General features: G+C 36.7%; 26 protein-coding genes and 2 pseudogenes. 20 read left to right on the top strand and 8 right to left on the bottom strand.

The window, feature by feature from the left end; all coding sequences use genetic code 11:
• Positions 1-144 precede the first annotated feature (144 nt).
• Positions 145-519, top strand: coding sequence for a CRISPR-associated endonuclease Cas3'' (locus SAZ04_RS17265; RefSeq protein WP_332697525.1), 375 nt, complete (start codon positions 145-147; stop codon positions 517-519).
• A gap of 257 nt (positions 520-776) precedes the next feature.
• Here the strand turns inward: SAZ04_RS17265 and SAZ04_RS17260 are convergent, their stop codons facing one another.
• Positions 777-1,319: a cysteine hydrolase family protein gene (locus SAZ04_RS17260; protein WP_332697523.1), complete on the bottom strand. Its 543-nt coding sequence runs from the start codon at positions 1,317-1,319 to the stop codon at positions 777-779.
• Positions 1,320-1,433: 114 nt separating this feature from the next.
• On the opposite strand from SAZ04_RS17260, the gene SAZ04_RS17255 reads away from it, so the two are divergent.
• Complete coding sequence (locus SAZ04_RS17255; protein WP_332697521.1) at positions 1,434-1,898, top strand: Lrp/AsnC family transcriptional regulator; 465 nt, start codon at positions 1,434-1,436, stop codon at positions 1,896-1,898.
• 92 nt (positions 1,899-1,990) lie between these two features.
• On the opposite strand, the gene SAZ04_RS17250 is transcribed toward SAZ04_RS17255, so the two are convergent.
• Positions 1,991-2,245 carry a DUF1292 domain-containing protein gene (locus tag SAZ04_RS17250; RefSeq protein WP_332697519.1) on the bottom strand — a complete coding sequence of 85 codons (255 nt, stop codon included), beginning with the start codon at positions 2,243-2,245 and terminating at the stop codon, positions 1,991-1,993.
• Between the two features lie 200 nt (positions 2,246-2,445).
• Between SAZ04_RS17250 and dacB the strand changes: the two genes are divergently transcribed.
• The 3 genes from dacB to SAZ04_RS17235 all read left to right on the top strand — a co-directional run bounded on the left by dacB (position 2,446) and on the right by SAZ04_RS17235 (position 5,373).
• Positions 2,446-3,906 carry a D-alanyl-D-alanine carboxypeptidase/D-alanyl-D-alanine endopeptidase gene (gene dacB, locus SAZ04_RS17245; RefSeq protein WP_332697517.1) on the top strand — a complete coding sequence of 487 codons (1,461 nt, stop codon included), beginning with the start codon at positions 2,446-2,448 and terminating at the stop codon, positions 3,904-3,906.
• Between the two features lie 67 nt (positions 3,907-3,973).
• Positions 3,974-4,228, top strand: a complete 255-nt coding sequence (locus tag SAZ04_RS17240; protein WP_332697515.1) for a hypothetical protein — start codon at positions 3,974-3,976, stop codon at positions 4,226-4,228.
• 50 nt (positions 4,229-4,278) lie between these two features.
• Entirely contained in the window at positions 4,279-5,373 is a 1,095-nt protein-coding gene (locus tag SAZ04_RS17235; RefSeq protein WP_332697513.1) for a hypothetical protein, read from the top strand.
• 133 nt (positions 5,374-5,506) lie between these two features.
• On the opposite strand, the gene SAZ04_RS17230 is transcribed toward SAZ04_RS17235, so the two are convergent.
• Positions 5,507-6,421, bottom strand: coding sequence for a VanW family protein (locus SAZ04_RS17230; RefSeq protein ID WP_332697511.1), 915 nt, complete (start codon positions 6,419-6,421; stop codon positions 5,507-5,509).
• A 125-nt stretch (positions 6,422-6,546) separates the two neighbouring features.
• The gene (locus tag SAZ04_RS17225; protein WP_332697509.1) at positions 6,547-7,029 is read right to left on the bottom strand and encodes a YqeG family HAD IIIA-type phosphatase; all 483 of its coding nucleotides are present in this window, start codon (positions 7,027-7,029) and stop codon (positions 6,547-6,549) included.
• A gap of 154 nt (positions 7,030-7,183) precedes the next feature.
• Here SAZ04_RS17225 and SAZ04_RS17220 point away from each other — a divergent pair, with 154 nt between their 5' ends.
• From SAZ04_RS17220 to SAZ04_RS17200, 5 genes and pseudogenes are all read left to right on the top strand, one after another.
• The gene (locus tag SAZ04_RS17220) at positions 7,184-7,690 is read left to right on the top strand and encodes a type 1 glutamine amidotransferase domain-containing protein (RefSeq protein ID WP_332697506.1); all 507 of its coding nucleotides are present in this window, start codon (positions 7,184-7,186) and stop codon (positions 7,688-7,690) included.
• A gap of 190 nt (positions 7,691-7,880) precedes the next feature.
• Complete coding sequence (locus tag SAZ04_RS17215; protein WP_332697504.1) at positions 7,881-8,330, top strand: MarR family winged helix-turn-helix transcriptional regulator; 450 nt, start codon at positions 7,881-7,883, stop codon at positions 8,328-8,330.
• Between the two features lie 74 nt (positions 8,331-8,404).
• Complete coding sequence (locus SAZ04_RS17210; protein ID WP_332697502.1) at positions 8,405-9,016, top strand: flavin reductase family protein; 612 nt, start codon at positions 8,405-8,407, stop codon at positions 9,014-9,016.
• A 212-nt stretch (positions 9,017-9,228) separates the two neighbouring features.
• Entirely contained in the window at positions 9,229-9,840 is a 612-nt protein-coding gene (gene wrbA, locus SAZ04_RS17205) for an NAD(P)H:quinone oxidoreductase (RefSeq protein ID WP_332697499.1), read from the top strand.
• Positions 9,841-10,139: 299 nt separating this feature from the next.
• Positions 10,140-10,392: pseudogene (locus tag SAZ04_RS17200) on the top strand (oxidoreductase); the annotation flags it as partial.
• A gap of 152 nt (positions 10,393-10,544) precedes the next feature.
• On the opposite strand, the gene SAZ04_RS17195 reads toward SAZ04_RS17200, so the two are convergent.
• Positions 10,545-10,706: a hypothetical protein gene (locus SAZ04_RS17195; protein WP_332697497.1), complete on the bottom strand. Its 162-nt coding sequence runs from the start codon at positions 10,704-10,706 to the stop codon at positions 10,545-10,547.
• 205 nt (positions 10,707-10,911) lie between these two features.
• Between SAZ04_RS17195 and SAZ04_RS17190 the strand changes: the two genes are divergently transcribed.
• Positions 10,912-11,823, top strand: coding sequence for a CBASS cGAMP-activated phospholipase (locus SAZ04_RS17190; protein WP_332697495.1), 912 nt, complete (start codon positions 10,912-10,914; stop codon positions 11,821-11,823).
• Between the two features lie 63 nt (positions 11,824-11,886).
• On the opposite strand, the gene SAZ04_RS17185 is transcribed toward SAZ04_RS17190, so the two are convergent.
• Positions 11,887-12,300: a hypothetical protein gene (locus SAZ04_RS17185; protein WP_332697493.1), complete on the bottom strand. Its 414-nt coding sequence runs from the start codon at positions 12,298-12,300 to the stop codon at positions 11,887-11,889.
• A gap of 298 nt (positions 12,301-12,598) precedes the next feature.
• Positions 12,599-12,775: pseudogene (locus SAZ04_RS17180) on the bottom strand (glutathione-dependent formaldehyde dehydrogenase); the annotation flags it as partial.
• A gap of 164 nt (positions 12,776-12,939) precedes the next feature.
• Here SAZ04_RS17180 and speD point away from each other — a divergent pair.
• The 6 genes from speD to fabF all read left to right on the top strand — a co-directional run bounded on the left by speD (position 12,940) and on the right by fabF (position 18,411).
• A complete protein-coding gene (gene speD / locus SAZ04_RS17175; protein WP_332697491.1) occupies positions 12,940-13,746 on the top strand; it encodes an adenosylmethionine decarboxylase in 807 nt (268 codons plus the stop codon).
• 139 nt (positions 13,747-13,885) lie between these two features.
• Entirely contained in the window at positions 13,886-14,044 is a 159-nt protein-coding gene (locus SAZ04_RS17170) for a hypothetical protein (protein ID WP_332697489.1), read from the top strand.
• Between the two features lie 60 nt (positions 14,045-14,104).
• Positions 14,105-14,326 (top strand): hypothetical protein, encoded by a 222-nt coding sequence (locus tag SAZ04_RS17165; protein WP_332697488.1) that lies wholly within the window; start codon positions 14,105-14,107, stop codon positions 14,324-14,326.
• A gap of 68 nt (positions 14,327-14,394) precedes the next feature.
• Entirely contained in the window at positions 14,395-15,672 is a 1,278-nt protein-coding gene (locus tag SAZ04_RS17160; RefSeq protein WP_332697486.1) for a hemolysin family protein, read from the top strand.
• A gap of 533 nt (positions 15,673-16,205) precedes the next feature.
• Entirely contained in the window at positions 16,206-17,150 is a 945-nt protein-coding gene (locus SAZ04_RS17155; RefSeq protein ID WP_332697484.1) for a beta-ketoacyl-ACP synthase III, read from the top strand.
• Between the two features lie 25 nt (positions 17,151-17,175).
• On the top strand, positions 17,176-18,411 hold the full coding sequence (fabF, locus tag SAZ04_RS17150) for a beta-ketoacyl-ACP synthase II (RefSeq protein WP_332697482.1): 1,236 nt from the start codon (positions 17,176-17,178) through the stop codon (positions 18,409-18,411).
• A 180-nt stretch (positions 18,412-18,591) separates the two neighbouring features.
• Here the strand turns inward: fabF and SAZ04_RS17145 are convergent, their stop codons facing one another.
• Positions 18,592-19,878 (bottom strand): NarK family nitrate/nitrite MFS transporter, encoded by a 1,287-nt coding sequence (locus SAZ04_RS17145; protein WP_332697480.1) that lies wholly within the window; start codon positions 19,876-19,878, stop codon positions 18,592-18,594.
• Positions 19,879-20,236: 358 nt separating this feature from the next.
• Between SAZ04_RS17145 and nirB the strand changes: the two genes are divergently transcribed.
• The 3 genes from nirB to pflB all read left to right on the top strand — a co-directional run bounded on the left by nirB (position 20,237) and on the right by pflB (position 25,461).
• Positions 20,237-22,648, top strand: a complete 2,412-nt coding sequence (gene nirB / locus SAZ04_RS17140) for a nitrite reductase large subunit NirB (protein WP_332697478.1) — start codon at positions 20,237-20,239, stop codon at positions 22,646-22,648.
• Between the two features lie 22 nt (positions 22,649-22,670).
• A complete protein-coding gene (gene nirD, locus SAZ04_RS17135) occupies positions 22,671-22,991 on the top strand; it encodes a nitrite reductase small subunit NirD (protein ID WP_332697476.1) in 321 nt (106 codons plus the stop codon).
• A 244-nt stretch (positions 22,992-23,235) separates the two neighbouring features.
• Positions 23,236-25,461 carry a formate C-acetyltransferase gene (pflB, locus tag SAZ04_RS17130; protein WP_332697474.1) on the top strand — a complete coding sequence of 742 codons (2,226 nt, stop codon included), beginning with the start codon at positions 23,236-23,238 and terminating at the stop codon, positions 25,459-25,461.
• Positions 25,462-25,622 lie beyond the last annotated feature (161 nt).

Here is a 25,622-nt window from a genome sequence, read left to right as displayed (position 1 = left end):
AGGTATTTACCTTTTTGGCTCTAAGCAGGATAAATGTGAAAACTGAAAATTCCGTCAATTTTTATGCAACACTAGTGGATTAATGTATGTAAAATTTTTGTGTGATAAACCTTTTATAAAGTGTAGTTGAAAGGTGGTTTTGGGTTGTTTATTGCTCATTCTGCTCCAAATGAAAGAATACGGCCTCATTCACTAGAAGATCATACTAGAGGCGTACTGGAACGTTCTTTAGTTTATAGTCGATCATTTGATCCTTTTGGAATAACAGCAGTTGCAGCGCTTGCCCATGATTTAGGAAAAAAGACTAAGGAATTTCAGTCGTATATCCAGTCTAATAGCGGAATCAGGGGGTCTGTAAAACATGCCCTTGGTGGAACGATTTTATTACAAGAAATACCCGATATTCGTGCACAACTAGCTGGTATTATGGTGGCAGGTCACCATGCAGGTTTACCAGATGCTAAAAAGCTTATAAAAGAAAAAATACCTGCGGTAGCCTTGACTGAATTCGGGGAATGATGATATTTTGGGAAATCACTAAAGTAACAAATACGACAACTATATTGACAAACACCGATAATGACCTCAACATATAACAAAGGATTTGAAGTTTTATCTTTTAAAGAATGATAAATGTTTAAGAGTTCCCAACAACAAAATTAAGTATAATGAATAAAGGGTGTCCAGAAGTTGTTTTTTCTGGACACCCTTTATTAAGTTATTGAAAACATCATTCTTGTAAAGATAAAGACATTATAGTCCCAAAAGAATCTCTTTTATTTTAAAAATGCCTCTGTTGTTTTCACTGTTGCATAGATGCCATTTAATGCGGCCATAAATGCGTAATGAACATGATCAGCGGGAATGATTTTATCTTCAATTTGTAATGTTGTGGTTGCACAAGCATCTTCAATCACTTGGCATGTATATCCGTGTTCAACTGCTGCACGTACTGTTGCATCAATACACATATGTGACATCATACCGCAAACGATTAATTCTTTAACCCCTTGCTCTTGTAATTTTTCATTTAAGTTTGTATTGAAGAAGCTATTCGGCATATGTTTTTCAATGACTGTCTCGCCTTCTATTGGGCGTACTGACTCATGAATTTCGACACCTTCTGTATTTGGATGGAAAAAAGGAACGACTTCACCTTCTGTGATATGCTGTACATGAAAGACTGGTGCGCCTGTTTCTCTGAAGTGTGAAAGCAGTTTAGCCGCATTTTGTGCTGCTTGCTCAGGGTTTGTTAAAGCCATCTTTCCATTTGGAAAATAGTCATTTTGAATATCAATCACTAATATAGCTGTTGTCATTTTCTTCACCTCTTAAAATTTTATATAGTATAAGAATATACAAGTTTCATTGAATTTACGATGGTCGCATGAAAGACAATCATTCAAAATTTTTTCACGGTGAAAGGAGTTACTATGCAAATTGATTCAATTGATGTTCAAATTCTAAAACTATTAAACAAAAACGCTCGGATACAATGGAAAGAAATTGGTGAAGAGATTCATATGACAGGACAAGCGGTAGGCAATCGTATTAAAAAAATGGAGGATAACGGCGTCATTCAAGCATATTCGATTGTGATTGATGAATTGAAAGTGGGGCTTCCTTTTACAGCCTTTGTCATCTTTTATATGAATGCTCATACGCATGATGATTTATTGAAATTTATTGCTACTCGTAATGAAATTAGCGAAGCACATCGCGTTTCAGGAGATGCATGTTATCTTCTGAAGATAACGGTTCGTTCACAAGAAGCTTTAAATCACCTTTTGAATGATTTATTGATATATGGAAACTATCAGCTTTATTTGTCTATTAAGGAAGTAAAAAAGCATAATAATGCGTCATTAATGGAGGTGGAAAAGAACACGACATTATAATCGAAATGTCGTGTTCTTTTCTTAGTGAATTACTCTTTTTGTTCAGTTTTTTCGTATTCTGCTATTGTTTTCACCCCAACTGAAATAGTGTATTAATCTGCTGGATTCGCTTCAACGGCTATTTCGTAGGCATGTAAAATGGAATCTCTTTCGTTTGGATCTGAAATTCCGACTAGATATTGCTCATCATCATTATCTTCAACGCGCATAAGAATCGTTTCTTCATTTGATGTCAAAAGAGCATATGAATGATTTTTCATTTCAAATAACGCTTCAACTGAATAGTCTCTTTCTTGGCCTTGTTCATCCTCTACCGTGATTTGATCTCTTGTTTCATTTGGCTCCATTCCCAAGTCACCTCACAATTGCAAAATTATCCGGAAAAAGGGTGTGATGCACGACCTGATGATAACGTGCTAATTTTAGTGTCTCCTTATGAATGTAATTTATTTTTGATAAGAATTGGATTTCGTTGTAAAACTAACAATAGCAATAGATCACTGACGGAAGCTCTTCTAACTTTTTGAAGCGAGAGGACATGGATAAAATGGGTAAATGGATGAATTTAAGCATGCTTCTAAGTTTTTTTCTAATTGTTTCACCGCCTTCCGTTAACGCACTGGAAAAAAAGAATGAGTTATCTCAAGAATTACAGCAACTTGTTCAATCAGAAGTACTTCTTGAAGGTGCATTAGCAAGTATTAGTGTCCGCTCAGCAAGTACGGGTGAGCTTATTTATGACTATTTCGGAGACACTCGGTTACGTCCAGCTTCCAATATGAAAGTAGTTACAGCGGCAACTGCATTATCGACCTTAGGAGAGAATTATACATTCCAAACCGATATTTTTACAGATGGAAACATAGTATGGAAAATGCTAACTGGGAATTTATATGTAAAGGGAAAGGGAGACCCCACTCTTATGAAAGAGGACATTGATGAACTAATTCAAGTGTTACAGAAAAAAGGAATCACAGTTATCCGTGGTGATTTAATAGGAGATGACCACTGGTTCGACGATATACGTTATTCAGTGGATTTGCCATGGAGTGATGAAACAACTTATTATGGTGCTGCCATTTCTGCATTAACAGCTTCACCAAACACAAACTATGATGCTGGCACCATTATTATAGAAGTTACCTCAGGAAAAAAGGTTGGTCAAAAAGGCACAATCTCACTCTGTCCTCATACAAATTATGTAGACATAATCAATAACACAATGACAGTACCAGAGAATCAAGCAAGGAGTCTGTCGATTAATCGGGAACATGGGACAAATCAAATTATGATCGAAGGTGACATGCCTATTAATTCAGGCAAGGTAAGAGAGAGGGTTGCTGTTTGGGAACCGACTGACTATGTATTGCAATTAGCAAAAGAATCATTAGAAGAACACGGTATTACACTACTTGGCAATAGAATGCAAGGGAAAACACCTGATGATGCAACTCACTTAGCAATGCACCAATCTATCCCGTTATCAAAGTTACTAATTCCATTTATGAGAAAAAGCAATAATGGTCATGCCGAGACGATTATAAAAGAAATGGGAAAAGTTAAGAAGGGAGAAGGAAGTTGGGAGAAAGGAATTGAAGTGGTACAATCTGAAATGAAAAATTTCGGGGTGAATATAAATACGTTAGTAATAAGGGATGGTTCAGGTATTTCTCATGTGAATCTAACCCCAGCTAATGAAATTTCTCAACTGTTATATTCAATTCAATTTCAATCATGGTTTCCAACATTTCTTGATGCATTACCTATTGTTGGTGGGGAAGATAGCTTGAGTACCGGTACATTGTCTTCACGTATGATAAATACAATAGCGGATGGTAAGGTGAAAGCCAAAACAGGCACACTAAATACGGTAAGCTCTTTATCTGGCTACGTAGAGACAACATCTGGAGAAACGCTAATCTTTTCAATTTTGCTTAATAATGTTCTCGATGGAAAAAAAGCGAAAGAAGTAGAAGATAAAATTGTGATAAGGCTCGCCAGTTGGTAATAGCGGCATGGACGAATATGATTTAATGGTTGAGGAATTATATGATAAAAGAATGAAGGAGGTTTTTATGAATCATCAACCTACAACATATTATGAAAAACTTGAAAACGTCTACGTATTAACGGAAACACGACAAATGCTACAAATTAAATTAGAACAATTAAAAGGGTCGAATGAATCGACTGAACTCGTTGAACACGATCTTCGAAAAATAGAAGAAGAGATTCAGGAATATACTGGAGGAGTACCTGTTACCCAAACTATTACAAGCTCCTTATTTAATCCCGTTATATTTGAGGAAGAAAAGCAGGAAGGTCGTTAAAGCGCGATCTAAATTAGGAAAAATAAACTATAAAAACAGGTGTCGAAATAATGAAAAAAATCATAGTGATGTTTTTACTATTTAGTTTTGTATTACCCAGTTTTGCATTAGCAAATAGCTCGAATGGACAAGTTTTATTAGTAGTCAAATCGTCTAGTCATTCATTATTTCAGACCGTTTTAGAAGTTAAATCAGAAAAGATCACACAAGCTCTGTTGCAAGCTCAATCCATTGATAAGGTGTCAGAGGTTCCTCTGACGAATGCATATTTGCTTTTTGAAGATAAAGGCACCTTCCGTATCTTTTCAATGGATTCAAAAGGAGAGATTTATGATCTGAAAGAAAAACAAAAGATGGATGTAGCTCCTAATGTAAAAGCGAGTTTAAAGAGTTATTTGAAAGGTTTAGAAGACCATCATTTCGGCAAGCTCTATTCCTGGGAAGAGGTTGACCAACTTATTCCTCGTTACACCAGCTTTATGATTACAGATTTAGAAACAGGTTTATGTTTTCAAGCGCAAAGAAGAGCTGGCAGCAATCATGCAGATGTTCAACCTTTAACAATAAAAGATACGAAGGTCATGAAAGAAATTTATGGCGGCAAATGGAGTTGGAAGAGAAGAGCGATTCTTATTCATCATAATAATGAGAAAATCGCAGCTTCAATGCACGGCATGCCCCATGGGGGTGGAGCACTTGCGAATGGATTTCCAGGACACTTCTGTATTCATTTTAAAGATAGTGTAACTCATACTTCAAAAAGTCTTGACCTTCCTCATCAAATTATGGTTTATAGGGCTGGTGGTTTATTGTCTTCATTTGTGAAACAACTATCTCCCGCTGATATCGTTGAATTGTTTTTTGTTGCTTTAAACCAACAAGATCTTGATTTACTAAACCTTATTTACCGTGATGAGAACGGGGAATCAACGAAAATGATTGCTGAGGTAGACTCAATAAGGCTAGTGAACAAAAAGAATAGCCCTTCAATTGAAGGACCGTATCTTTTCGAAATTCCTCTTTCTTTTATTATCAAAGAAAAGGGTGAGGGAGAGTTTGGAGCATTTTATACGTTCCGTGCGAAAAGAGAGTCTCTAACTAGCGAATGGAAGCTTGAACAGATCCCTGTTGAGCTTATCAATTAGAATGGTGAAGTATGTTTTAAACGACAGATGATGCAATAAAAGGGTCTGACCTCGACTAGTCGGCACAATAGTATGGCTTGAGTCAAAAGCCATACATTGTGCCCAAGAGGTCAGACCCTTTTATCATTTGGGTTCAATTTTTTTCGATATCAATTTCTTTTGGTAATTTATTAGGAGCATCAGGAACGTTTCTTTGAATAGTTTCAATCGCATCAGATGAGAGAATTAGGACGATCATTTGGCCACCATAAATTTTAGATTGAATTAAAATGGGTTGGTTCAACTTATTTCGAAAGACAAAATCGGGTCCATACCAACTGACCGTAGCATCTCGACCACGAGGGACGTAAGGAACTCGTCTACTATGGGAATAACGCTGAACAATTTCTAACCCAGCATGATCTACAGCATTGTACAAAGTGGAGGATACCTGGCAAATGCCTCCGCCAATTCCTTCTGATAACTCACCTCTGACAATAACAGGAGCAGGCAAATACCCTCTTTCCTTTGTTCTCTTTCCAACAATTTCGTTAAAAGAAAAGACTTCTCCGGGAAAGACAACTTGGTTATTAATGGCCTCAGAAGCAAGTGAAATATTATGAGAGCGTTGTTTGTTGCGACTATTAAAATATGTCACATATTGACCAATTCGCTTAAGGCGAATATCTGCTAATAATTCACTATCTACTCGAGGATGTAAGGATTGCCTTGGTACTTCGATCTGACTATGCCCTCGTCCATAATAATATCGATAAAAGGAATGTTTGAATTTTTGACGGTCAAGTCTATAACCTACTTGTTCAGAGACGATATGTCCGAATTTATCAATCGTTGCATTTACAGGGGGCTGATATGTTTGTTGATCAATCTTCTGTGAGAATTGATCGTACTTATCTAGATCAATTACATCTTTACCAAGTAAGTCCGAAGCAAATTCCGATCTGTGAACACTAGCAATAGTTTTACCATCTTGGATAACAGTAAAATCATCATATATTTCTATAAGAGGAATAAAGAGCATTAGAATCGTTAAAGCAATCTGTACCATAAGTTGTATAACCTCCCTATATTATTATGAGTAAGGAGGGAGCCTTTCATGTGAAAAAGTAAAAAATAGGAACAAAAAAAGATCCAGTAAAGACTGGATCTAAATGTTTATAAATAAGACGACTTTCACCATTTTTTTTTGATCCAGTTTTCAATTTTTCGTTTAAATACGATTTGGATTGGTTCATGTTCCTGACCAATTGGTATTACTAATGCTGTCTTAATTCCGACTCGTTTTCCACACCATATATCGGTAAATAATTGATCTCCTAAAAAAAGACTCGTTTCAATCTTTGCATCGATTGCTCGCATATGTTTCTTCACTTCACCTGATGTTGGCTTCCTGCATTGGCCAAAGCCAATAATATCAAATGGGTGACAAAAGCGATCAACACGGTCTTGACTATTATTGGACGCAATGACTAATTGAACATTCTGCTGCTTCAGCATTGTTATCCACTTTCGTAATTCATCTCCAGCAGGTAGGTCGTGGCTAGCAAGAGTACTATCTAAATCAGAAAAAATTGTTTTGATGTTATTTTTTCCGAGCCATTCAACATTAATATCTGAAAAATGGTGGAGTTCAAAGTCGGGCTTAAAATATCTCATATTGTTATTCACTGCCTTTGTTGTTTATATGTTTTTGGTTTCTTACATTATTTTAGCAAAAAAATCATCTGAATGTTTACTAAATACATAAATGTGGTATATCATTTTTATACACATTAAGACATTTCATCTTTACAACATGGAGGTTGTTATAATGGCAAAAGTAGCATTTTTATTAGCAAATGGATTTGAAGACTCCGAAATGAAAAATCCTTATGAAAAAGTGAGAGAAGCAGGTCATGAAACAACAATTATTGGGTTAGAGAAAGATGTTGAGTGTGAAGGGAAAAAGGGAACCATGTATACGTCAGAATTAGCGGCGACAGATGTGAAGGCAACCGATTTTGATGCGGTAATTATCCCAGGCGGTGGAGCACCAGAGGCTTTAAGAGTAAATGACGACATTGTTCGTTTTGTAAGAGAAGTAAATGCACAAAGCAAGCTAATAGCTGGCATTTGTCATGGGCCTCAAGTGATGATAAGTGCAAATGTTTTGGATGGAAAACAAGCTACTTGTTATGTTGGTATCCGAGACGATGTGAAATTAGCAGGTGCTGACTTTAAGGACGAGGAAGTTGTCGTAAGTGAAAACGTAATTACATCTCGTACTCCAAAGGATGAGCCAGCTTTCATCCGAGAAATATTAGCGAAGCTCTCATAATCTAATAGAATAAAAATCAATTTGAAAGGGGCAGGGAGTATAAAAACTTGCCCTTATCATTTTTTATTCATTCGTCCTAAGATTATTATTGAAAACATTGTGAAGCTAGTTGTCTCTAGTGTTGACAAAAGTGAGAGATTAATTATATAATTACCTCGAATTCGAGATACATATCAAAGGAATGGATTAGATGAAACAAAACGGAATTTTCGATCAAGATCAATCGCTGAAATTATTTGTTGTCATGACGCGCGCAATACAAGCGATTACGAAGCGGGTGGAAGAAGACATTAAAAGCTATGGACTTAATCCAACGGAATTCGGAGTTCTTGAGCTACTTTATAGTAAAGGAAACCAGCCAATTCAAAAAATCGGTGAAAAAGTATTACTTGCAAGTAGCAGTATTACGTATGTTGTTGATAAATTAGAAAAAAAACAATTGTTAGAAAGAAAACCTTGTCCAAAAGATCGTCGTGTAACGTACGCAGTTATTACAGAACTAGGCGAGCGTTTAATGGATGATATTTTTCCTAAGCATAGAGAAGCAATTCAAGAAATCTTTGGAGGTCTTGAACAAGGTGAAAAAGAGGTAATGATTTCACAACTAAAAAAATTAGGCCTTTATGCAGAAGAGCGTTAATTTTTTTATATACATATATCTCGAATTAAGAATAAATGAATTAATAATAATTGTCGCCGACAGGAGGAGTTTCTTTGAAGTCAATTGATCCTAATGATTTAGCTGAACGTGATAATTATAAATTCCTAACAGGAAGTATTATCCCAAGGCCAGTAGCAGTCGTTACTACGCTCTCAAATGATGGAATCCTAAATGCTGCGCCTTTTAGTTATTTTAATGTTGTCTCATCAAATCCTCCCATGATTTCCATTTCAGTGCAGAGAAAAAATGGGGAAATGAAAGATACATCGAGAAATGCGATTTTACGTAAGGAATTTGTCGTTCATGTTTCAGATGAATCCTATATTGGCCAACTAAATATGACAGCAAAGAACCTTCCATCAAACAAAAGTGAAGTCGAAGATGCTAATTTAACGATAATAGATAGTTTGAAAATAAGTGTACCGGGTATTAAAGAAGCAAGGGTGCGAATGGAATGTCTACTTGAAGAAGTCATTACACTTGGTGGCACAAAAGAATTACCAACTTGTGAATTATTAATTGGTCGTGTTGTTATGTATCATATTCGTAAAGAATTGTATGATAAAGGAAGAATTGATGCAAAAGGATTGCAGCCAGTGGCTCGCTTAGCAGGTAATTCGTATGCAAAATTAGGTGAGATGTTTGAATTAGAACGACCTACTTAAGGTAAAGTGAAATTCTAAAAGAGTTTCACGGCATACATATCTCTAATTCATAATATATGAATTAAGACCATTAATGAAATCCAGACATTTGAATCAATTATAGGGGGTGATTATTTTTTAGGATAATCTTACATACATCATATCCTACTAGGTAAGAATGTAATGAGTATTATAAAAAAATTGGTCAGTTAACTAAAAAGGAGACGGGAAATATGTCAAACATTAAATTAGCAGTGATTTATTACAGTTCAACAGGCACAAACTATACATTAGCAAAATGGGCAGAAGAAGGTGGAAAGGCAGCAGGTGCTGATGTGAAATTAGTAAAAGTACCTGAACTAGCTCCACAAGCTGCAATTGATTCAAATCCGGCATGGAAGGCACATGTTGAAGAGGCGAAAGATGTTCCTGAAGCAACGTTAGATGATTTAGAATGGGCTGACGCGATTATCTTTAGTGTACCAACTCGCTTTGGAAACATGCCTGCACAAATGAAACAGTTTATTGATACAACTGGTGGCCTTTGGGCGAATGGGAAACTTGCAAATAAAGCGGTAAGTGCTATGTCATCTGCAAGCAATGCACATGGTGGGCAAGAAGCAACTATTTTATCTCTTTATACAACGATGTACCACTGGGGTGCGATTGTTGCCTCGCCTGGGTACACCGATCCATTATTATTTGCTTCTGGAGGGAATCCATACGGAACGAGTGTAACCGTTGGTCAAGACGGAAAAATGCAAGAGGACGTAGAAGAAGCAGCTAAATACCAAGCTAAGCGCACGGTTCAAGTTGCTGAATGGATTAAAAAAGGAAATCAATAAGGAATTGGAGCCCCCGCTAATTCAATGAAATTGGGGGCTTTTTGCTGTTATAGCTTATAAAGTCGACAAGTCTCTGATAATGTTGGATTATGCGCTTGCCCAGGAAAGAACCAATATGTCTAAGTTATTAGCACATGTTTTTTTCAGTTTTATAATAGCAACTTCCTTTTAAATTATAAAATTTGTACTTGAAAGCTACATACTTATTAGGCTTGCAAATAACAACAATTAAAATTAATCAAACGTTTGTTTAATTTTTGAATGCCGATTTTTTTAAAAGGGAAACACCAAATGAATTAATGGGGTTGAACCTGAAAAACAGGATTGTTATGCCACCAATGTGTCAATATTCTGTAACAGGTAAAGACGGAAAGCCGAACGATTGGCATTTCACTCATTATACAAGCCTTTGGGGCTGATACGATTGAATTACACGGAGCTCACGGCTATTTAATTCATCAATTTCAATCTCCCTTAACAAATAAACGTGAAGATAAATACGAGCAAGATAAAAGTTTGTTCGTAGAGAAATTATTCAAGCTGCTGGTCGAGGGATGTTATGAAATCCATTTTGGGCAAATGAAGCATCACTTACTTTAGGAGGAGACATCCTCACCCCTAAAGCTTTAAGAGCTGGATTTAGTTTTTGATATACCGGTTTTTCCAAACAAAAGCCTGATATGGTTATATCAGGCTTTTATTCATTAAGCAGGATTATGGTCACTTTCTTCATAAGCGATAAGGACGACATCTTTGTCAGTAGCACTTCTAATATCCTCTTCTAATGATGTAACACGTTCTAACAATTCAGGACTGAGGTTTGCCGCAGTATATCGATCAAATTCAAATGGTGTTTTTCCTTCCAAGTTGGATCCTCCTCTTTAAAATATAATAAAAACTATAATTTTAATTTCTCTCAAGAATGAGGTTATATACAAAAGAAAAGTCAGTAAAGCCAAAATCCCTTATAAATGAATTCAATCTTAATAAGAAAATTGTTAGTATCGTCATAGTCTATGATTAAGAAGTGAATAATAAAAAAAATACCGTGAATTTAAGGTGAGATGATCAATGAAGATATTATGCATAGATGGTGGAGGGGTTCGAGGTGTATTTCCTGTTGCCATTTTACAAGCATTAGAAGAGGAGTATAACAGGCCAATCGGTGATCTCTTTGATGTTGTTGCGGGAACAAGTACGGGATCAATCATTGCGACGTCTATTACGTTAAAAAAAGAGATGTCATCTGTTCTAGATAGCTATAAAGAATTCGGGAAGAAGATTTTTATACGACAAGCTAAAATTGGTTTATTTAAAAGTGTATACAGTGATCGCTATTTACGTCGCTTTTTTCAAAATACGTTTGGTGACTTGACACTCTCAGATATAAAAAAGCCACTTTTAATTCCCGCTGTAGATGTTACTCATGGGAAGCCCTATGTTTATCGTTCAAACTATGGTCACCCGGATAGTGATGATTTATCGATTAAACTATGGGATGCCGTTCTGTCTTCTTGTTCAGCGCCTGTTTATTTTCCACCAAATAATATAAAGAATAGGTATTTATCTGTTGATGGCGGATTGTGGGCGAATAACCCTTCATTGGTTTGTATTACAGAGGCGATGGATTTCTTTCAAAACAGCATGGAAGACATTAAAATATTATCTCTAGGTACAGGGGTGCAAGACATTGAATACAAAATTGAGGATGATAAATATTGGGGACTTAAAAAGTGGTTACCATTTCGTTTCATGTCGATGAAAGTACAACCGAAACTCCTTGATTTAGCGCTTGATTTATCATCAGAATCAATTTCATATCATTGTCAAATTCTTTTAGGTGATAAATATTTTCGCTTAAACGAAGAGCTTGGTAGTGAAGTGCCGTTTGACGATGTGATGTTCATGGATGAACTTATTGAGTTAGGTAGAAAAGTTTTCTTAGAAAAGAAAGATGAAGTAGGGAGATTTTTAAGTTCTTGATATATATGAATACATCAGGTTAACAACAATCTTCGTTAACCTGATGTATCCGGGTGGAAAAAACTAATAAAAGTATGGGAAGAATAAACTTCTTAGTAGAAAGAATGGGAACCTCTGACGTCTGAAGCGGCGGAATCTTCTTGGATAACCATATCCATAAGGGGGATAACCACCATATCCACCACCAAATCCGTATCGTTGATCATTGTTGTAGTCTTGTTCCATGTCCCCATCAGGGATCAGCATGTTAACACCATTTTGATCAATACTTTCAATAATTCCATCATGAACTTGACCGTCAGTTGTTTCAAATTGCATTAAATGATGATAATATTGTTGACATAAATCATGCATTTGCTGTTGATGAGATGCTGGGTCCATCGCGCCAGGTTGCATTTGTTGTTGATGGCCTGTAGGATCCATCATTCCAGGTTGCATTTGTTGTCCAGCACCTTGATTCATTGGGTAATTGTGCATTGTAATCTCCTCCTTTTATAACCACATGGTATTCACCCAATGGGTGTTTGTGACACAAAAAAAGAAATTTTTATTTTTAAGGTTGTGCACAAAAAAAGGGGGTACTTTTTGAACAAACTCGAAACAAAGAGCTTAGTTGTTACAAGGTTTGGATCTAGCTATGAGTGAATTTCTCAATCCGTGGGTACATAGTGAACGGAGCCATCTTAATCCCTTTTTGGATCGCTCATATATGTGACTAGTGGATGTCTATTAGGCCAATATATGACCATTTTTGAGACATCCACTTAATCTGATTTTACGGCTTCAAAACAACTTTAATGCAATTATCTTCATGATCATTAAATATTTTATATGCTTGACTAGCGTCATTAAGAGGTACTGTATGCGTAATGATTTCTCTAGGGGCATATTCATTATTTGTAATTTTCTCAAATAACGTAGGCATAATTGGAATAACTGGGGCTTGTCCCATTATTCAGTCATTTTCAGTATCTCCTTAAAGTAGGCTCGGTTAGCAGTTAATTATTAACATCATTGTAATTTAATTTGTTTTATATTTTTAAAGATGGGTAACATAAAAAATATGAAGTTATGATCTAAGTAGACACTACTGGGAAAATAAGGGGGACCTTATTCATGAAAATTACACCGGAACAACGCATCACGTTACATGAATTTAATAATTTAACAAAATCACTAAGTTTTAATATGTATGATGTATGTTATACAAAAACAAAAGAAGAGCGTGACGCCTATCTTGAGTATATTGATGAGCAATATAATGCAGATAGGTTAACGAAAATATTGGAAAATGTTACGGAAATTATAGGAGCACACGTTTTAAATGTGGCGAAACAAGATTTCGTTCCACAAGGTGCAAGTGTAACTTTGTTAGTATCAGAAGGACCAGTTGTAGTAGTTCCAACCGAATCATATGATGAATCACCTGGTCCGCTTCCTGAGGCAGTTGTTTTGTCTTTAGATAAAAGCCATATCACGGTTCATACCTATCCTGAATATCATCCGGTAGAAGGGATTAGTACATTTAGAGCGGATATTGATGTATCGACATGTGGAGAAATTTCTCCACTAAAAGCATTAAATTATTTAATTCATTCATTTGAGACGGATATTATGACAATGGATTACCGAGTTCGTGGCTTTACACGAGATATCAAAGGTCAGAAATTATTTATTGATCATGAAATTAATTCAATTCAAAATTACATACCGGATGAAGTGAAAAAACTGTATGATATGATTGACGTTAATATTTATCAAGAAAACATTTTTCATACGAAATGTAAGCTTAAAGATTTCGATTTAGACAACTACTTGTTTGGATCAACAAAAGTAAACTTGCATCCAGGAGAAGCAGAAGAAATTACCGCTAAACTAACTACTGAGATGGATGAAATTTTTTATGGGAAGAATATACAATGAGCTTATGAACCATTAAAAACCACTAGTAGCAAGTGCTAGTGGTTTTTAATGGTTCATAAATTAAATTAAGTACCGACTTGTTATTTATAGGGGTTTTGCAAATAATATACCTGAATCTAATACAAGGAGATGATATTACTTGTCACATGATAAAGGTGACCCACTTAAACATCTATTGAATGAAAACGAAGAGAGTTATGAATTCTCAGAAGAGCTTTCAGATGGTGGAGAAAGAACGATTATAGCTGAAGAACAACAAGAAAAATCAACTAAACGTAAGCGTATTAGAACAGGTTAAGAAACATATTAGGTACTTTTTTCTAAGTATACCTTCACGATCAGAGGAATGTCAGGAGCTATGATAGCAAAGGCAAATGATCAGTCTGGCGATGTAGAGTCTCAATGGTGGTGGAACAAAGTTCGGAATAACTCAAGACAACCAGATGATCTTCCTCAGCCAGAAGGAGGTCCGGAATATAAAGAACGAGTTGGCGAGACCTTTACCGTTGTAGAGGTCTTTTCTATTTTATTGATTGTTATCGTAATCAAATACTTTGGTATATTCCACATTATTTTTTAAAAATTCTAACATTTTAACTGAAAATTCGGTATAATGATAAGTAACTTTATTTGGAGTGTGATGTTTAGGTGGACGATGTTCCGTCAAGTACGATTGCGTTATTTATCCTGCTCTTATTACTGTCTGCCTTTTTCTCGTCAGCCGAAACCGCTTATTCTAGTGTAAACAAAATTCGACTTCGTAATTATGAAGGAGAAGGGAGGCGAGGAGCAAAGACAGCAGTTTACATTGCTGAGAATTTTGATAAGACGCTGTCGATTCTTTTAGTCGGTAATAACCTTGTAAACATTGCAGCTGCAACGCTTTCATCTCAAATGGCTATTCAATTGTATGGACCTAGTTTGGGTGTGTTTATCAGTACTTTTGTCGTAACCATTTTGGTGTTAATTTTTGGTGAAATTATCCCAAAGTCATTAGCAAAAGAATATGCAGAAGCATATGCGTTAAAAACGTCGGGAGTTTTGTTCATATTAATTAACGTTTTTTATCCGGTAACTTGGATCTTTTTGCAAATGAAAAACCTTGTTTTGATGTTTGTCAAGAATAAAGAAATAGTTCCTTCCGTTACAGAAGAAGAAATTAAAATGCTTGTGCAAATTAGTGAAGATGAAGGGGTCATTGGGAAAAGTGAGAAAGAGTTGGTTCATCGGTCTCTTGAATTTGACGATATTATCGTCAATGAGATTTTGAAGCCTCGTCCAGATATGGTTGCTGTTGGAGTCCATCAACCAGTAGATGAGATTATAGAAATCTTTTTTAAGGAACACTTTTCAAGAATCCCTGTTTATGAAGGGAATGTCGATAATATTATCGGAATCTTATCTGAACGTGATTTTCTTACTGCCTATATTCAACAAAATGAAACTTTAAATATACGTTCGTTACTCCGTAATCCATTGTTCGTTGTAGAATCAATGAAAATCTCTGCCTTATTACCTGAGTTACAAAAACTGAAAGTGCATATGGCGATTGTCATAGATGAATTTGGTGGAACATCAGGCTTGATAACCCTTGAAGATATTTTGGAAGAAATTGTTGGGGAAATCTGGGATGAACATGATATTAGCATAAGGCAAGTGAAACAACTAGGTCCATCTAGTTATGTGTTTAATGCAGATTACTCGATTGATGACTTTGCTCAGTTTGTTAATATGGATGCTCCGCTTACATCTAATCATACGCTTGGTGGATGGCTGATTGAAGAATTTCAACGAGTGCCTCAAGAAGGGGAAGAATTTTCTTATCAGGATCTTAATCTGAAAGTAACGAAGGCTGAGGTAAAAAGAATCCGTCAAATTCAGCTCAATATCAATCAAAAACAAGGAAATGTAGAATTTGTAAATTGAAACGAATCATGTAAAGGGCAAGCTATCTTACGATAACTTGCCCCTTTTTAATTCAGATAGGATTCCTGTTTTGTTGTTTTACCTGATCTTGAAAGTGTATTATTTCGTTAATTTCGACTTTTTACATATCCCATTATTCAATCCTGAAGTTACGTTTAAGGATATAGGATTCTTATAAAATGTTTATTTTTTCTGTGAACGTCTATGATTGAAATTCGGGTAATTTTGATTTTGTGTTTTATACAATTTATTTCATCATTAGCAAGAGACGACCCATATTTACAAATTCGTCTATTTATTTTGCTTAAAAAGTAAGTACTTAGAATCAAATGAGGAGGTTTTCAGAGAACGTTGCCGAAATTCAATCAGGATACTAAATAATTTATGACTTTGAACTGTTTGTAAGAAAAGAGAAAGAACTAGGCTTTAAACTTATTTTCAGATTTCCTTCATTTTGATAGTGTTTTCCTGTAAAATGAATTTGTAGGAGATGTTATGACCTAGTCATAATTCGTAAAAGTTAGGGTGATAAAATGAAACGGGTTGGAATCATAGGTGTTGGTTCATATGTTCCAGAAAATATCGTGACAAATCACGATTTGGTGAAGAAAGTTGATACAAATGATGAATGGATAAGGACAAGAACTGGAATTGAAGAACGGAGAATTGCTAGTGTTGATGTAGATACGTCTGATATGGCAATTATCGCAGCTCAAAAAGCTATTTCTGATGCCCAATTACATCCTGAGGATATAGATTTGATTTTGGTTGCAACGGCAACACCTGATTATGCTTTTCCATCTGTTGCCTGTATTGTACAAGAAGCTCTTGGTATACAACATATCCCAGCAATGGATATAAGCGCTGCATGTTCTGGATTTATTTATGCCTTAGTAACGGGGAAACAATTTGTTGAAAATGACACATATAAAAATGTGTTAGTCATTGGTAGTGAAAAATTTTCTAAAATAGTTGATTGGACAGATCGCAATACGTGTGTGTTATTCGGAGATGGCGCTGGCGCCGTTGTCCTTAGTCAAGTGTCTGAGGATAAAGGGATTTTGTCTTTTACCTTGGGGGCAGATGGTGCAGGAGCGAATCATTTACTTGTCGATAAGAAAACCAATTTTGTCTCGATGAACGGAAGAGAAGTATTTAAATTTGCGGTGCGGCAAATGCCTAACTCTAGCTTAGATGTCGTTGAAAAAGCAGGGCTAACGAAAGAAGATGTTGACTTTCTTGTTCCTCATCAGGCAAACATGCGTATTATTGATGCAGCCAGAGAACGACTAGGTCTTAAAAAAGAAAAAGTATCTACAACTGTACGAAATCACGGCAATACATCAGCAGCCTCTATTCCTTTAGCTTTATTCTCTGAATTACAAGATGGGAAAATACAGGATGGTGATATTGTTGTCATGGTTGGTTTCGGAGGCGGGTTAACGTGGGGTTCAATCTGTTTAAAATGGGGAAAATGATTATTTAAAGAAGAGGAGAATTTAATTGAAAAAACGAGTTGTTATTACAGGAATGGGAGCTGTCACACCATTAGGAAATGATGTTTCTACTACGTGGAAAAATATAAAAAATGGTGTGTCGGGGATTGGTCCGTTAACAAGACTTGATTCAGAGCAATTTAACGTAAAAGTAGCAGGAGAAGTCAAGGACTTTAACCCCGCAGAATATATCGATGGAAAAGAAGCTAGACGAATGGCTCGTTTTACACAGTTTGCTATTGCCGCAAGTAAGATGGCGGTCTCTGATGCAGGACTCAACATTGGACAAGATGTTAATCCTGAACGAGTTGGAGTATGGATTGGTTCTGGCATTGGGGGTTTAGATGCATTTGAAGAGCAGCACAAACGCTTTTTAGATAAAGGGCCAAAACGAGTTAGTCCATTTATTATTCCAATGCTTATACCTGACATGGCTTCAGGTCGAGTATCGATTGAAGTTGGAGCGAAGGGGATTAACAACTGTTCTGTTACCGCATGTGCTTCAGGAGCAAATTCAATAGGTGATGCATTTCGAGTTGTTCAAAATGGTGATGCGGACATTATGATTGCTGGTGGTACAGAAGCGGCGATTACTGATATGACGATTGCAGGCTTTCAAAATATGACAGCTCTTTCGACGAACCCAGATCCCCAAACAGCTAGTCGACCATTTGATAAAAATCGCGATGGATTTGTCATTGCTGAAGGCTCAGGAGTTCTGATTTTAGAGGAACTGGAACACGCGCTAGCACGTGGTGCAAACATATATGGAGAAATGATTGGGTATGGCGGAACAGGTGATGCGCATCACATTACAACGCCAGCTCCAAATGGGGAAGGTGCGCAGCGCGCGATGAAATTAGCTTTAAATGATAGTGAGATTTCACTAGAAGACATCGATTATATTAATGCACATGGTACCAGTACTCATTATAATGATTTATATGAAACAACAGCAATAAAAGAAGTTTTCGGAAAGCATGCTTACGCTCTATCAGTTAGTTCTACTAAATCGATGACGGGACATTTACTTGGAGCGGCTGGAGCAATCGAGGCCATTTTCTCCTTATTATCGATTAACGATAGCATGGTTCCTCCAACAATTAATTATGAAACACCAGATGAGGAACTTGATTTAGATTACGTTCCAAATAGCGCAAAAGAAAAAGATGTAAATGTTGTGTTATCTAATTCCTTAGGGTTTGGTGGACATAATGTATCATTGGTATTTAAAAAGTATTAAAGGTTGTTCAAGACTTCCATATCTTAGTCAGATTTGGATGAAAATGAAAAAGGCTTCGCGCGCTATGCGTCTCTAAGGAGAAGTTCGCTCCTTAGAGACTGAATAAACATATAGCGGTTCCGCTCATTGCTTAGAGGTTGTTCAAAAAGGTTAAAAAAACAACCTTTTTGAACAACCTCTTTAGCATTTAATTTCTGCATTTTTTCGTTGATAGTAATACCAATTTAATAGAATAGAAATAACATAGAAACCAATAAAGAAATACAACGCTGAAATTGGAGTACCTGTAGTTGATACAGACCATCCAAATAACTGTGGAATGAAGAAAGATCCATACGCTGCAAATGCTGCAGTAAATCCTAGTACAGGAGCTGCTTCTTTAATAGGGAAGATAATTGGAATCATTTGGAATGTAGATCCAGATCCCGCTCCTGCAGCCATAAATAAAATGAGAAACGATAGTAAGAATCCAATAAAATGTTGTTGACCGATAAAGTAAATGACAGAAAATGCTCCAAGAGCCATAACAACAAGAACATAAGAAGTTACTCTTGCGCCACCAAACTTATCAGAGACCCATCCACCAACTGGGCGGAATGCTGCAGCCAAAAATGCACCAAGAAATGCTAAGGCAACGTAATCAGGAAACTGTGAACGTAATAACAAGGGAAATGCAGCTCCATATCCGATAAATGAGCCAAATGTTGCAACATATAGGATCGTCATAATCCATGTGTGTTTACGTTTTACAATCACAAATTGATCTTTTACTGATTGCTTAGCTGTTGGCAGATTATCCATCCCGAAGTAGGCAATGATTGTCATAACGACAATAGGAATAACCCAAATGAATGCTGCATTCTGTAACCAAATTTCTTGACCATTTGGTAGTTGCTGCCCTTCACCACCGATAAAAGCAAATGTCCCAACTGTAATAATAAGCGGAGTAACGAATTGCACGACAGATACTCCCATATTACCTAACCCGCCATTAATTCCAAGTGCTGTTCCTTTTTCTTTTTTAGGAAAGAAGAAGCTTATATTCGCTAATGCAGAAGAAAAGTTTCCTCCACCAAGGCCACATAAGGCCGCTAATAGAAGCATCACCCAATATGGTGTATCTGCGTTCTGAACGGCAAAACCAATTCCTAAGGTTGGGATTAGTAGAATACTCGTAGAAAACACAACCCAGTTTCTTCCACCAAATTTCCCGACGGCAAATGTATAAACAAATCGTAATGTTGCACCAACAAGTCCTGGTGTTGCCGCTAATGTAAATAGTTGTTCATCTGTAAATTGAAAGCCGATATCATTTAATCTAACTGCAACTACTGACCAAATTTGCCAGACGATAAAAGCAAGCATTAATGTTGGAACTGAGATCCATAGATTTCTTTTTGCGTGCCTTTTCCCTTCTCTTTCCCAGAATTCTTCGTTTTCTGGATTCCACTTTTTTATTCTTCCCATGATGTGTTCCCCCAATTATGAATTGTATATTTAAAATACATCTTTTAATTACAATCCAAATCATACAAACATAAACCGAATCTGAAAGTGATGAATGTCACATGATTGAGCAATTATTTGGTTGAAAAAGGCTTTTTTGTATTCATAATTAATAGGAAGAAAGCTAATAAATTAGAGTGTAATAGTTTTATACATTTCAAATAAATGTTTTTCATATAATAAGTCCTGAATATCTTGTGAATTACTGAACAAATGTTAGTTAGTGTGATCTTTTTCATATAATTGTAATGTATTATGCCCTACAATGAGCAGTAGAAACAAGGCATGTGAACTATTGAACAACTTGGAGGGATTGAATATGGGAAAGAAAAAATTAGTTATGATAGGAAACGGAATGGCAGGTGTTCGTGTCATTGAAGAAATGTTGAAGCTTCATTCTAACTTGTACGATATTACGATATTTGGGAAAGAACCGCATCCTAATTACAATCGAATTCAACTATCAAATGTACTTCAAGGAAATACATCATTTGAAGAGACGATTATAAATGACCTAACTTGGTATGAATCGAATCATATTCAACTTTTTACTGGAGAGGCTATCGTACGAATTGATACTACGAAAAAGCTTGTCCTCTCAGATAAAGGTAGACAAGTAGAATATGATGAATTAATTCTCGCAACAGGCTCTTTACCATTTATCTTGCCAGTACCTGGTGCAGGTAAAGAAGGTGTTATAGGTTTTCGTGACATCCAAGACTGTAAGGAAATGATTCAGACAGCTACACAATATAAAAAAGCCGTTGTGATTGGAGGAGGGCTTCTCGGATTAGAAGCAGCTAAGGGATTGATTCATCTAGGTATGAAAGTTGATGTCGTTCATTTAATGGAGCACTTAATGGAACGTCAACTTGATGCCGTTGCATCCACTATGTTGAAAAAAGAATTAGAGCAACAAAGGATGAATTTTCTAATGGAAAAAGCGACAGTAGAATTGACTGGAACTAACCGTGTTGAAGGGATTCGGTTCAAGGACGGCACCGAGGTAGAAGCGGACTTAGTCGTTATGGCAGCAGGTATTAAACCGAATGTCGAGTTAGCAAAACAGAGTGGAATCTACGTAAACCGAGGCATTGTTGTAAATGATTTTATGGAGACTAACATTCCACATGTGTATGCCATTGGTGAATGCGCCGAGCATAGAGAAGTTGTTTATGGTCTAGTCGCTCCTCTTTATGAACAAGGAAAAATTCTCGCTCAAACTCTTTGCAATCAGAAAGACCAAGGGTACGAAGGGTCAATCACAGGAACACAATTAAAAGTTTCAGGAGTGGACTTGTTCTCAGCTGGTGAAATTTATGACGATGAATCATCAAAATCAATTGTCGTTCACAATGAATACGAAGGCGTTTATAAAAAAGTTCTCATCAGAGATAACCGAATTGTTGGGATCGTGTTATATGGAGATACAAAAGACAGCAACCGATTATTTAGAATGTTAAACGAAAACCAAGACGTTTCAGATTCTACTTCTATTTCATTTTTTCAGTCAGGAGAGGCAGAAACAAATGATGTTGCAACGATGCCAGATGATGAGATTGTATGTGGTTGTAATGGAATAAAAAAGGAAACGATTGTCAGTGCCATTCACCAAGAAGGGGTAACGACAGTCGAGCAGGTTGGAGGATGTACGAATGCTGGTCGTTCTTGTGGACGATGCAAACCAGTCATTCAAGACATCATTGCGTACACTCTTGGTGACGAGTTCGCACAAACTGCCGAGAAAAAGACGGTATGTGGTTGTACAACATTAAGTCGTGATGAGGTGGTTGAGGAAATCAAAGAAAAAGGATTAACAACCATTAAAGAAGTAATGAATGTTCTAAACTGGTCAACCGAGGAAGGCTGCTCGAGATGTCGTCCAGCTCTCAACTACTTTTTAGGTATGGTGTATCCGGACTATCGAGATGAAAGAGATTCGCGTCTAGTGAACGAAAAAATGCATGCGAACATTCAAAAAGATGGAACGTATTCAGTGATTCCAAGAATGTACGGCGGTGTAACAACAGCGAAGGATTTACGGAAACTAGCGGAGGTTGCTGAGAAATACAATGTACAGTTACTGAAAATTACAGGTGGACAGCGAATTGGGCTATATGGTCTAGAAAAAGATCAGCTACCTGATGTTTGGGAAGAGTTAGGGATGCCGTCGGGATATGCGTACGGTAAAACGTTACGTACAGTGAAAACATGTGTTGGAGCACAGTTCTGTCGCTTTGGGACACAAGATTCTATGAGTTTAGGAATAGAGTTAGAAAAACGCTTTGAGCGTCTTGATACGCCACATAAAGTAAAAATGGGTGTATCTGCTTGCCCAAGAAACTGCGCAGAAGCGGGAATTAAGGATGTCGGAATCGTAGGGCTTGATGGCGGATGGGAAATTTATGTAGCAGGTAACGGGGGGACCGACCTACGAGCTGGGGACCTACTGTGTAAAGTGAAGACGGAAGAAGAAGTGTTCGAAATTACTGGAGCTTATTTACAATATTATCGTGAAACGGCATTGTATTTAGAGCGAACTTCTAGTTGGGTAGACCGTTTAGGGTTGGAACATGTGAAAGAGGTTGTTTTTAATGAGGAGAAAAGAAATGAGTTAAACACACGCCTAAGCAAAACGCTTGCTCGTTATGAAGAGCCATGGCAAAAAGCGATAGAGGATTCATCTATTCGTGATGCTTATTATACAACACGTGAAATCCTGAAAGTGTAAAAGAAGAAGGGAGAGATTTTCAATGATTTACAATGGAATACGTACAAAAATTGCTGATTATGATCAGTTACCAAGTATGGTTGGTCAAGTGTTTATGGTAGGCCAAGAGGAAATAGCGGTATTTCGCCTTTCAAATGGAGACGTTCGAGCGATTAAAAACAAGAGTCCTCATCCAAAAGGGGGAAAACTTGCTGACGGTCTTGTAAGTGGTGAATATATTTATTGTCCGATTCATGATTGGATTATTTCACTCATTGATGGAAAAGTTCAAGCGCCTGACAGAGGAAGCGTTCAAACTTATCCAATCGAAGTAGAGGGAAACAATGTTTATCTTATCTTGTAAAATGTCGATCAAATTCATTATTTCGTCACGAATACCAAGTGATTTGTGATATTTATCACATTCATATATTGGTAAATCTAATAAACTAATAAGTGTAAGGTATTAAACGTCATCGCAAGACAAATCACATAGATAGGTGTAAATTTACTAATCATGTAAACGTGAGCACCTATCATTGTGAAAGTGTTCACATTGAAGGTGTGTACGTACATCGCAGATAATTTGAGAGAGCGAGGAAAAGTAAATGAACTATTGGAGAACGTTTAAACAAGGGAAATGGCAAAATGACGTAGATGTCAGAGACTTCATTCAACGGAATTACAGGTTATATGAAGGGGATGATACATTTTTAGAACAAGCAACAGATCATTCCTTACAATTATGGGATCAAATTATGGATCTTAGTAAAAAGGAACGCGAGAACGGCGGCGTTGTAAATATGGATACATCGATCGTTTCTACAATTGTATCTCATGAGCCTGGCTACTTAAATAAAGAATTAGAGCAAGTGGTTGGATTGCAAACAGATGAACCATTTAAAAGATCGCTTCAACCTTTTGGTGGGATCCGAATGGCTGCAGATTCGTGTAAAGCTTACGGATATACACTTGCACCTGAGGTGGAAGAAATTTTCACAAACTATCGCAAGACTCATAACCAAGGAGTATTTGATGCCTATACACCTGAAATGAGATTAGCACGAAAAGCTGGGATCATCACAGGCCTTCCAGATGCCTACGGTCGTGGTAGAATTATCGGAGACTATCGAAGAGTAGCGCTTTATGGTGTTGCCTATTTATTAAATCAAAAACAAGAAGAATTAAATACGACTGGCTCGACGATGACAGAAGAGGTCATTCGTGATCGTGAAGAATTATCCGAACAGATTAGAGCCCTACGTGAATTAAAAGAAATGGCTGCGTCGTATGGGTACGACATCTCAAAGCCAGCAGAATCAGCAAAAGAAGCGTTTCAATGGTTGTACTTTGCTTATTTAGCAGCAATTAAAGAGCAAAATGGTGCAGCAATGAGCCTAGGACGAATTTCAACGTTTTTAGATATTTATATTGAGCGAGATATTCAAGAAGGGACGTTAACAGAGGTTGAAGCTCAGGAATTAGTCGATCATTTTGTTATGAAACTACGACTCGTGAAGTTTGCGAGAACGCCAGATTATAATGAACTATTTAGTGGTGACCCGACTTGGGTAACTGAATCAATTGGGGGAGTAGGAGTTGATGGAAGAGCGTTAGTTTCAAAAAGTTCGTTCCGATTCCTGCACACATTAGATAATTTAGGACCAGCACCCGAACCAAATTTAACGGTATTATGGTCAAATCAATTACCTAAGAACTTTAAAGATTATTGTGCAAATATGTCAATTAAAACAAGCTCGATTCAATATGAAAATGATGATCTAATGAGAGCGAGTTACGGTGATGACTACGGAATTGCTTGTTGTGTAAGTGCAATGAAAATAGGAAAACAAATGCAATTTTTTGGAGCGCGTGCTAATTTAGCAAAAACACTCCTGTATGCGATTAACGGTGGGGTTGATGAAAAACTTAAAATTCAAGTAGGACCATCTTTTTCACCAATTACAGACGAGTATTTAGAGTACGAAAAGGTCGTTGCTAATTTTGATAAGGTGATGGATTGGTTAGCAGAACTGTATATGAATGCACTTAATGTGATTCACTACATGCATGATAAATATAGTTATGAACGGATTGAAATGGCCCTGCATGACAAAGAAATCATTCGCACGATGGCTTGCGGGATTGCAGGATTATCGGTAACAGCGGACAGTTTAAGTGCAATCAAACATGCAAAAGTAAAAGTCATTCGCGATGAACAAGGGATTGCTGTCGACTATGAAATCGCAGGTGATTACCCTAAATATGGAAATAACGATGATCGTGTCGACGATATTGCCGTGTCGCTTGTGAAATCCTTTATGAATAAATTGAAAAAACATAGAACGTATAGAAATGCGATACCAACAATGTCTGTCTTAACGATTACAAGTAATGTTGTGTACGGCAAAAAGACCGGCAATACACCAGATGGGAGAAAAGCAGGGGAGCCATTTGCACCTGGAGCTAATCCACTTCATGGACGCGATCAAAAGGGAGCGCTTGCATCTTTGACATCTGTTGCAAAAATACCATATGAGTATTCGCTTGATGGCGTATCTAATACATTTAGTATCGTACCTAAAGCATTAGGAAAAGAAGAACAGGATCAGACGTCAAATCTAGTTGGGATTCTTGATGGATATGCAAAACAAGGGGGGCATCACTTAAATATTAATGTATTCAATCGTGATACATTAATTGATGCTATGGAGCATCCTGAAGAATATCCACAACTAACGATTCGTGTATCGGGTTATGCTGTTAATTTTATTAAATTAACACGTGATCAGCAAATTGATGTTATAAATCGGACGTTTCACGAATCACTGTAGAGTTTATGCTAATACAAAAAGGTTGCTTTTTACCTTTTTGTATGAACTAAGAGTAAAAAGTGTAGCCACTGCATAGTAGTTGCCCCTTTAAGAAAAAACAAAAATAAAGACAACTAACGGGGGCAACTCTAATCAGTCACCTTGGTTATCTAGAAAAATGA

This window comes from Halalkalibacter lacteus, assembly GCF_036663595.1.
Classification (GTDB): Bacteria; Bacillota; Bacilli; order Bacillales; family Bacillaceae_D; genus Halalkalibacter; species Halalkalibacter lacteus.
This window is presented reverse-complemented; position numbering and strand designations above follow the sequence as displayed.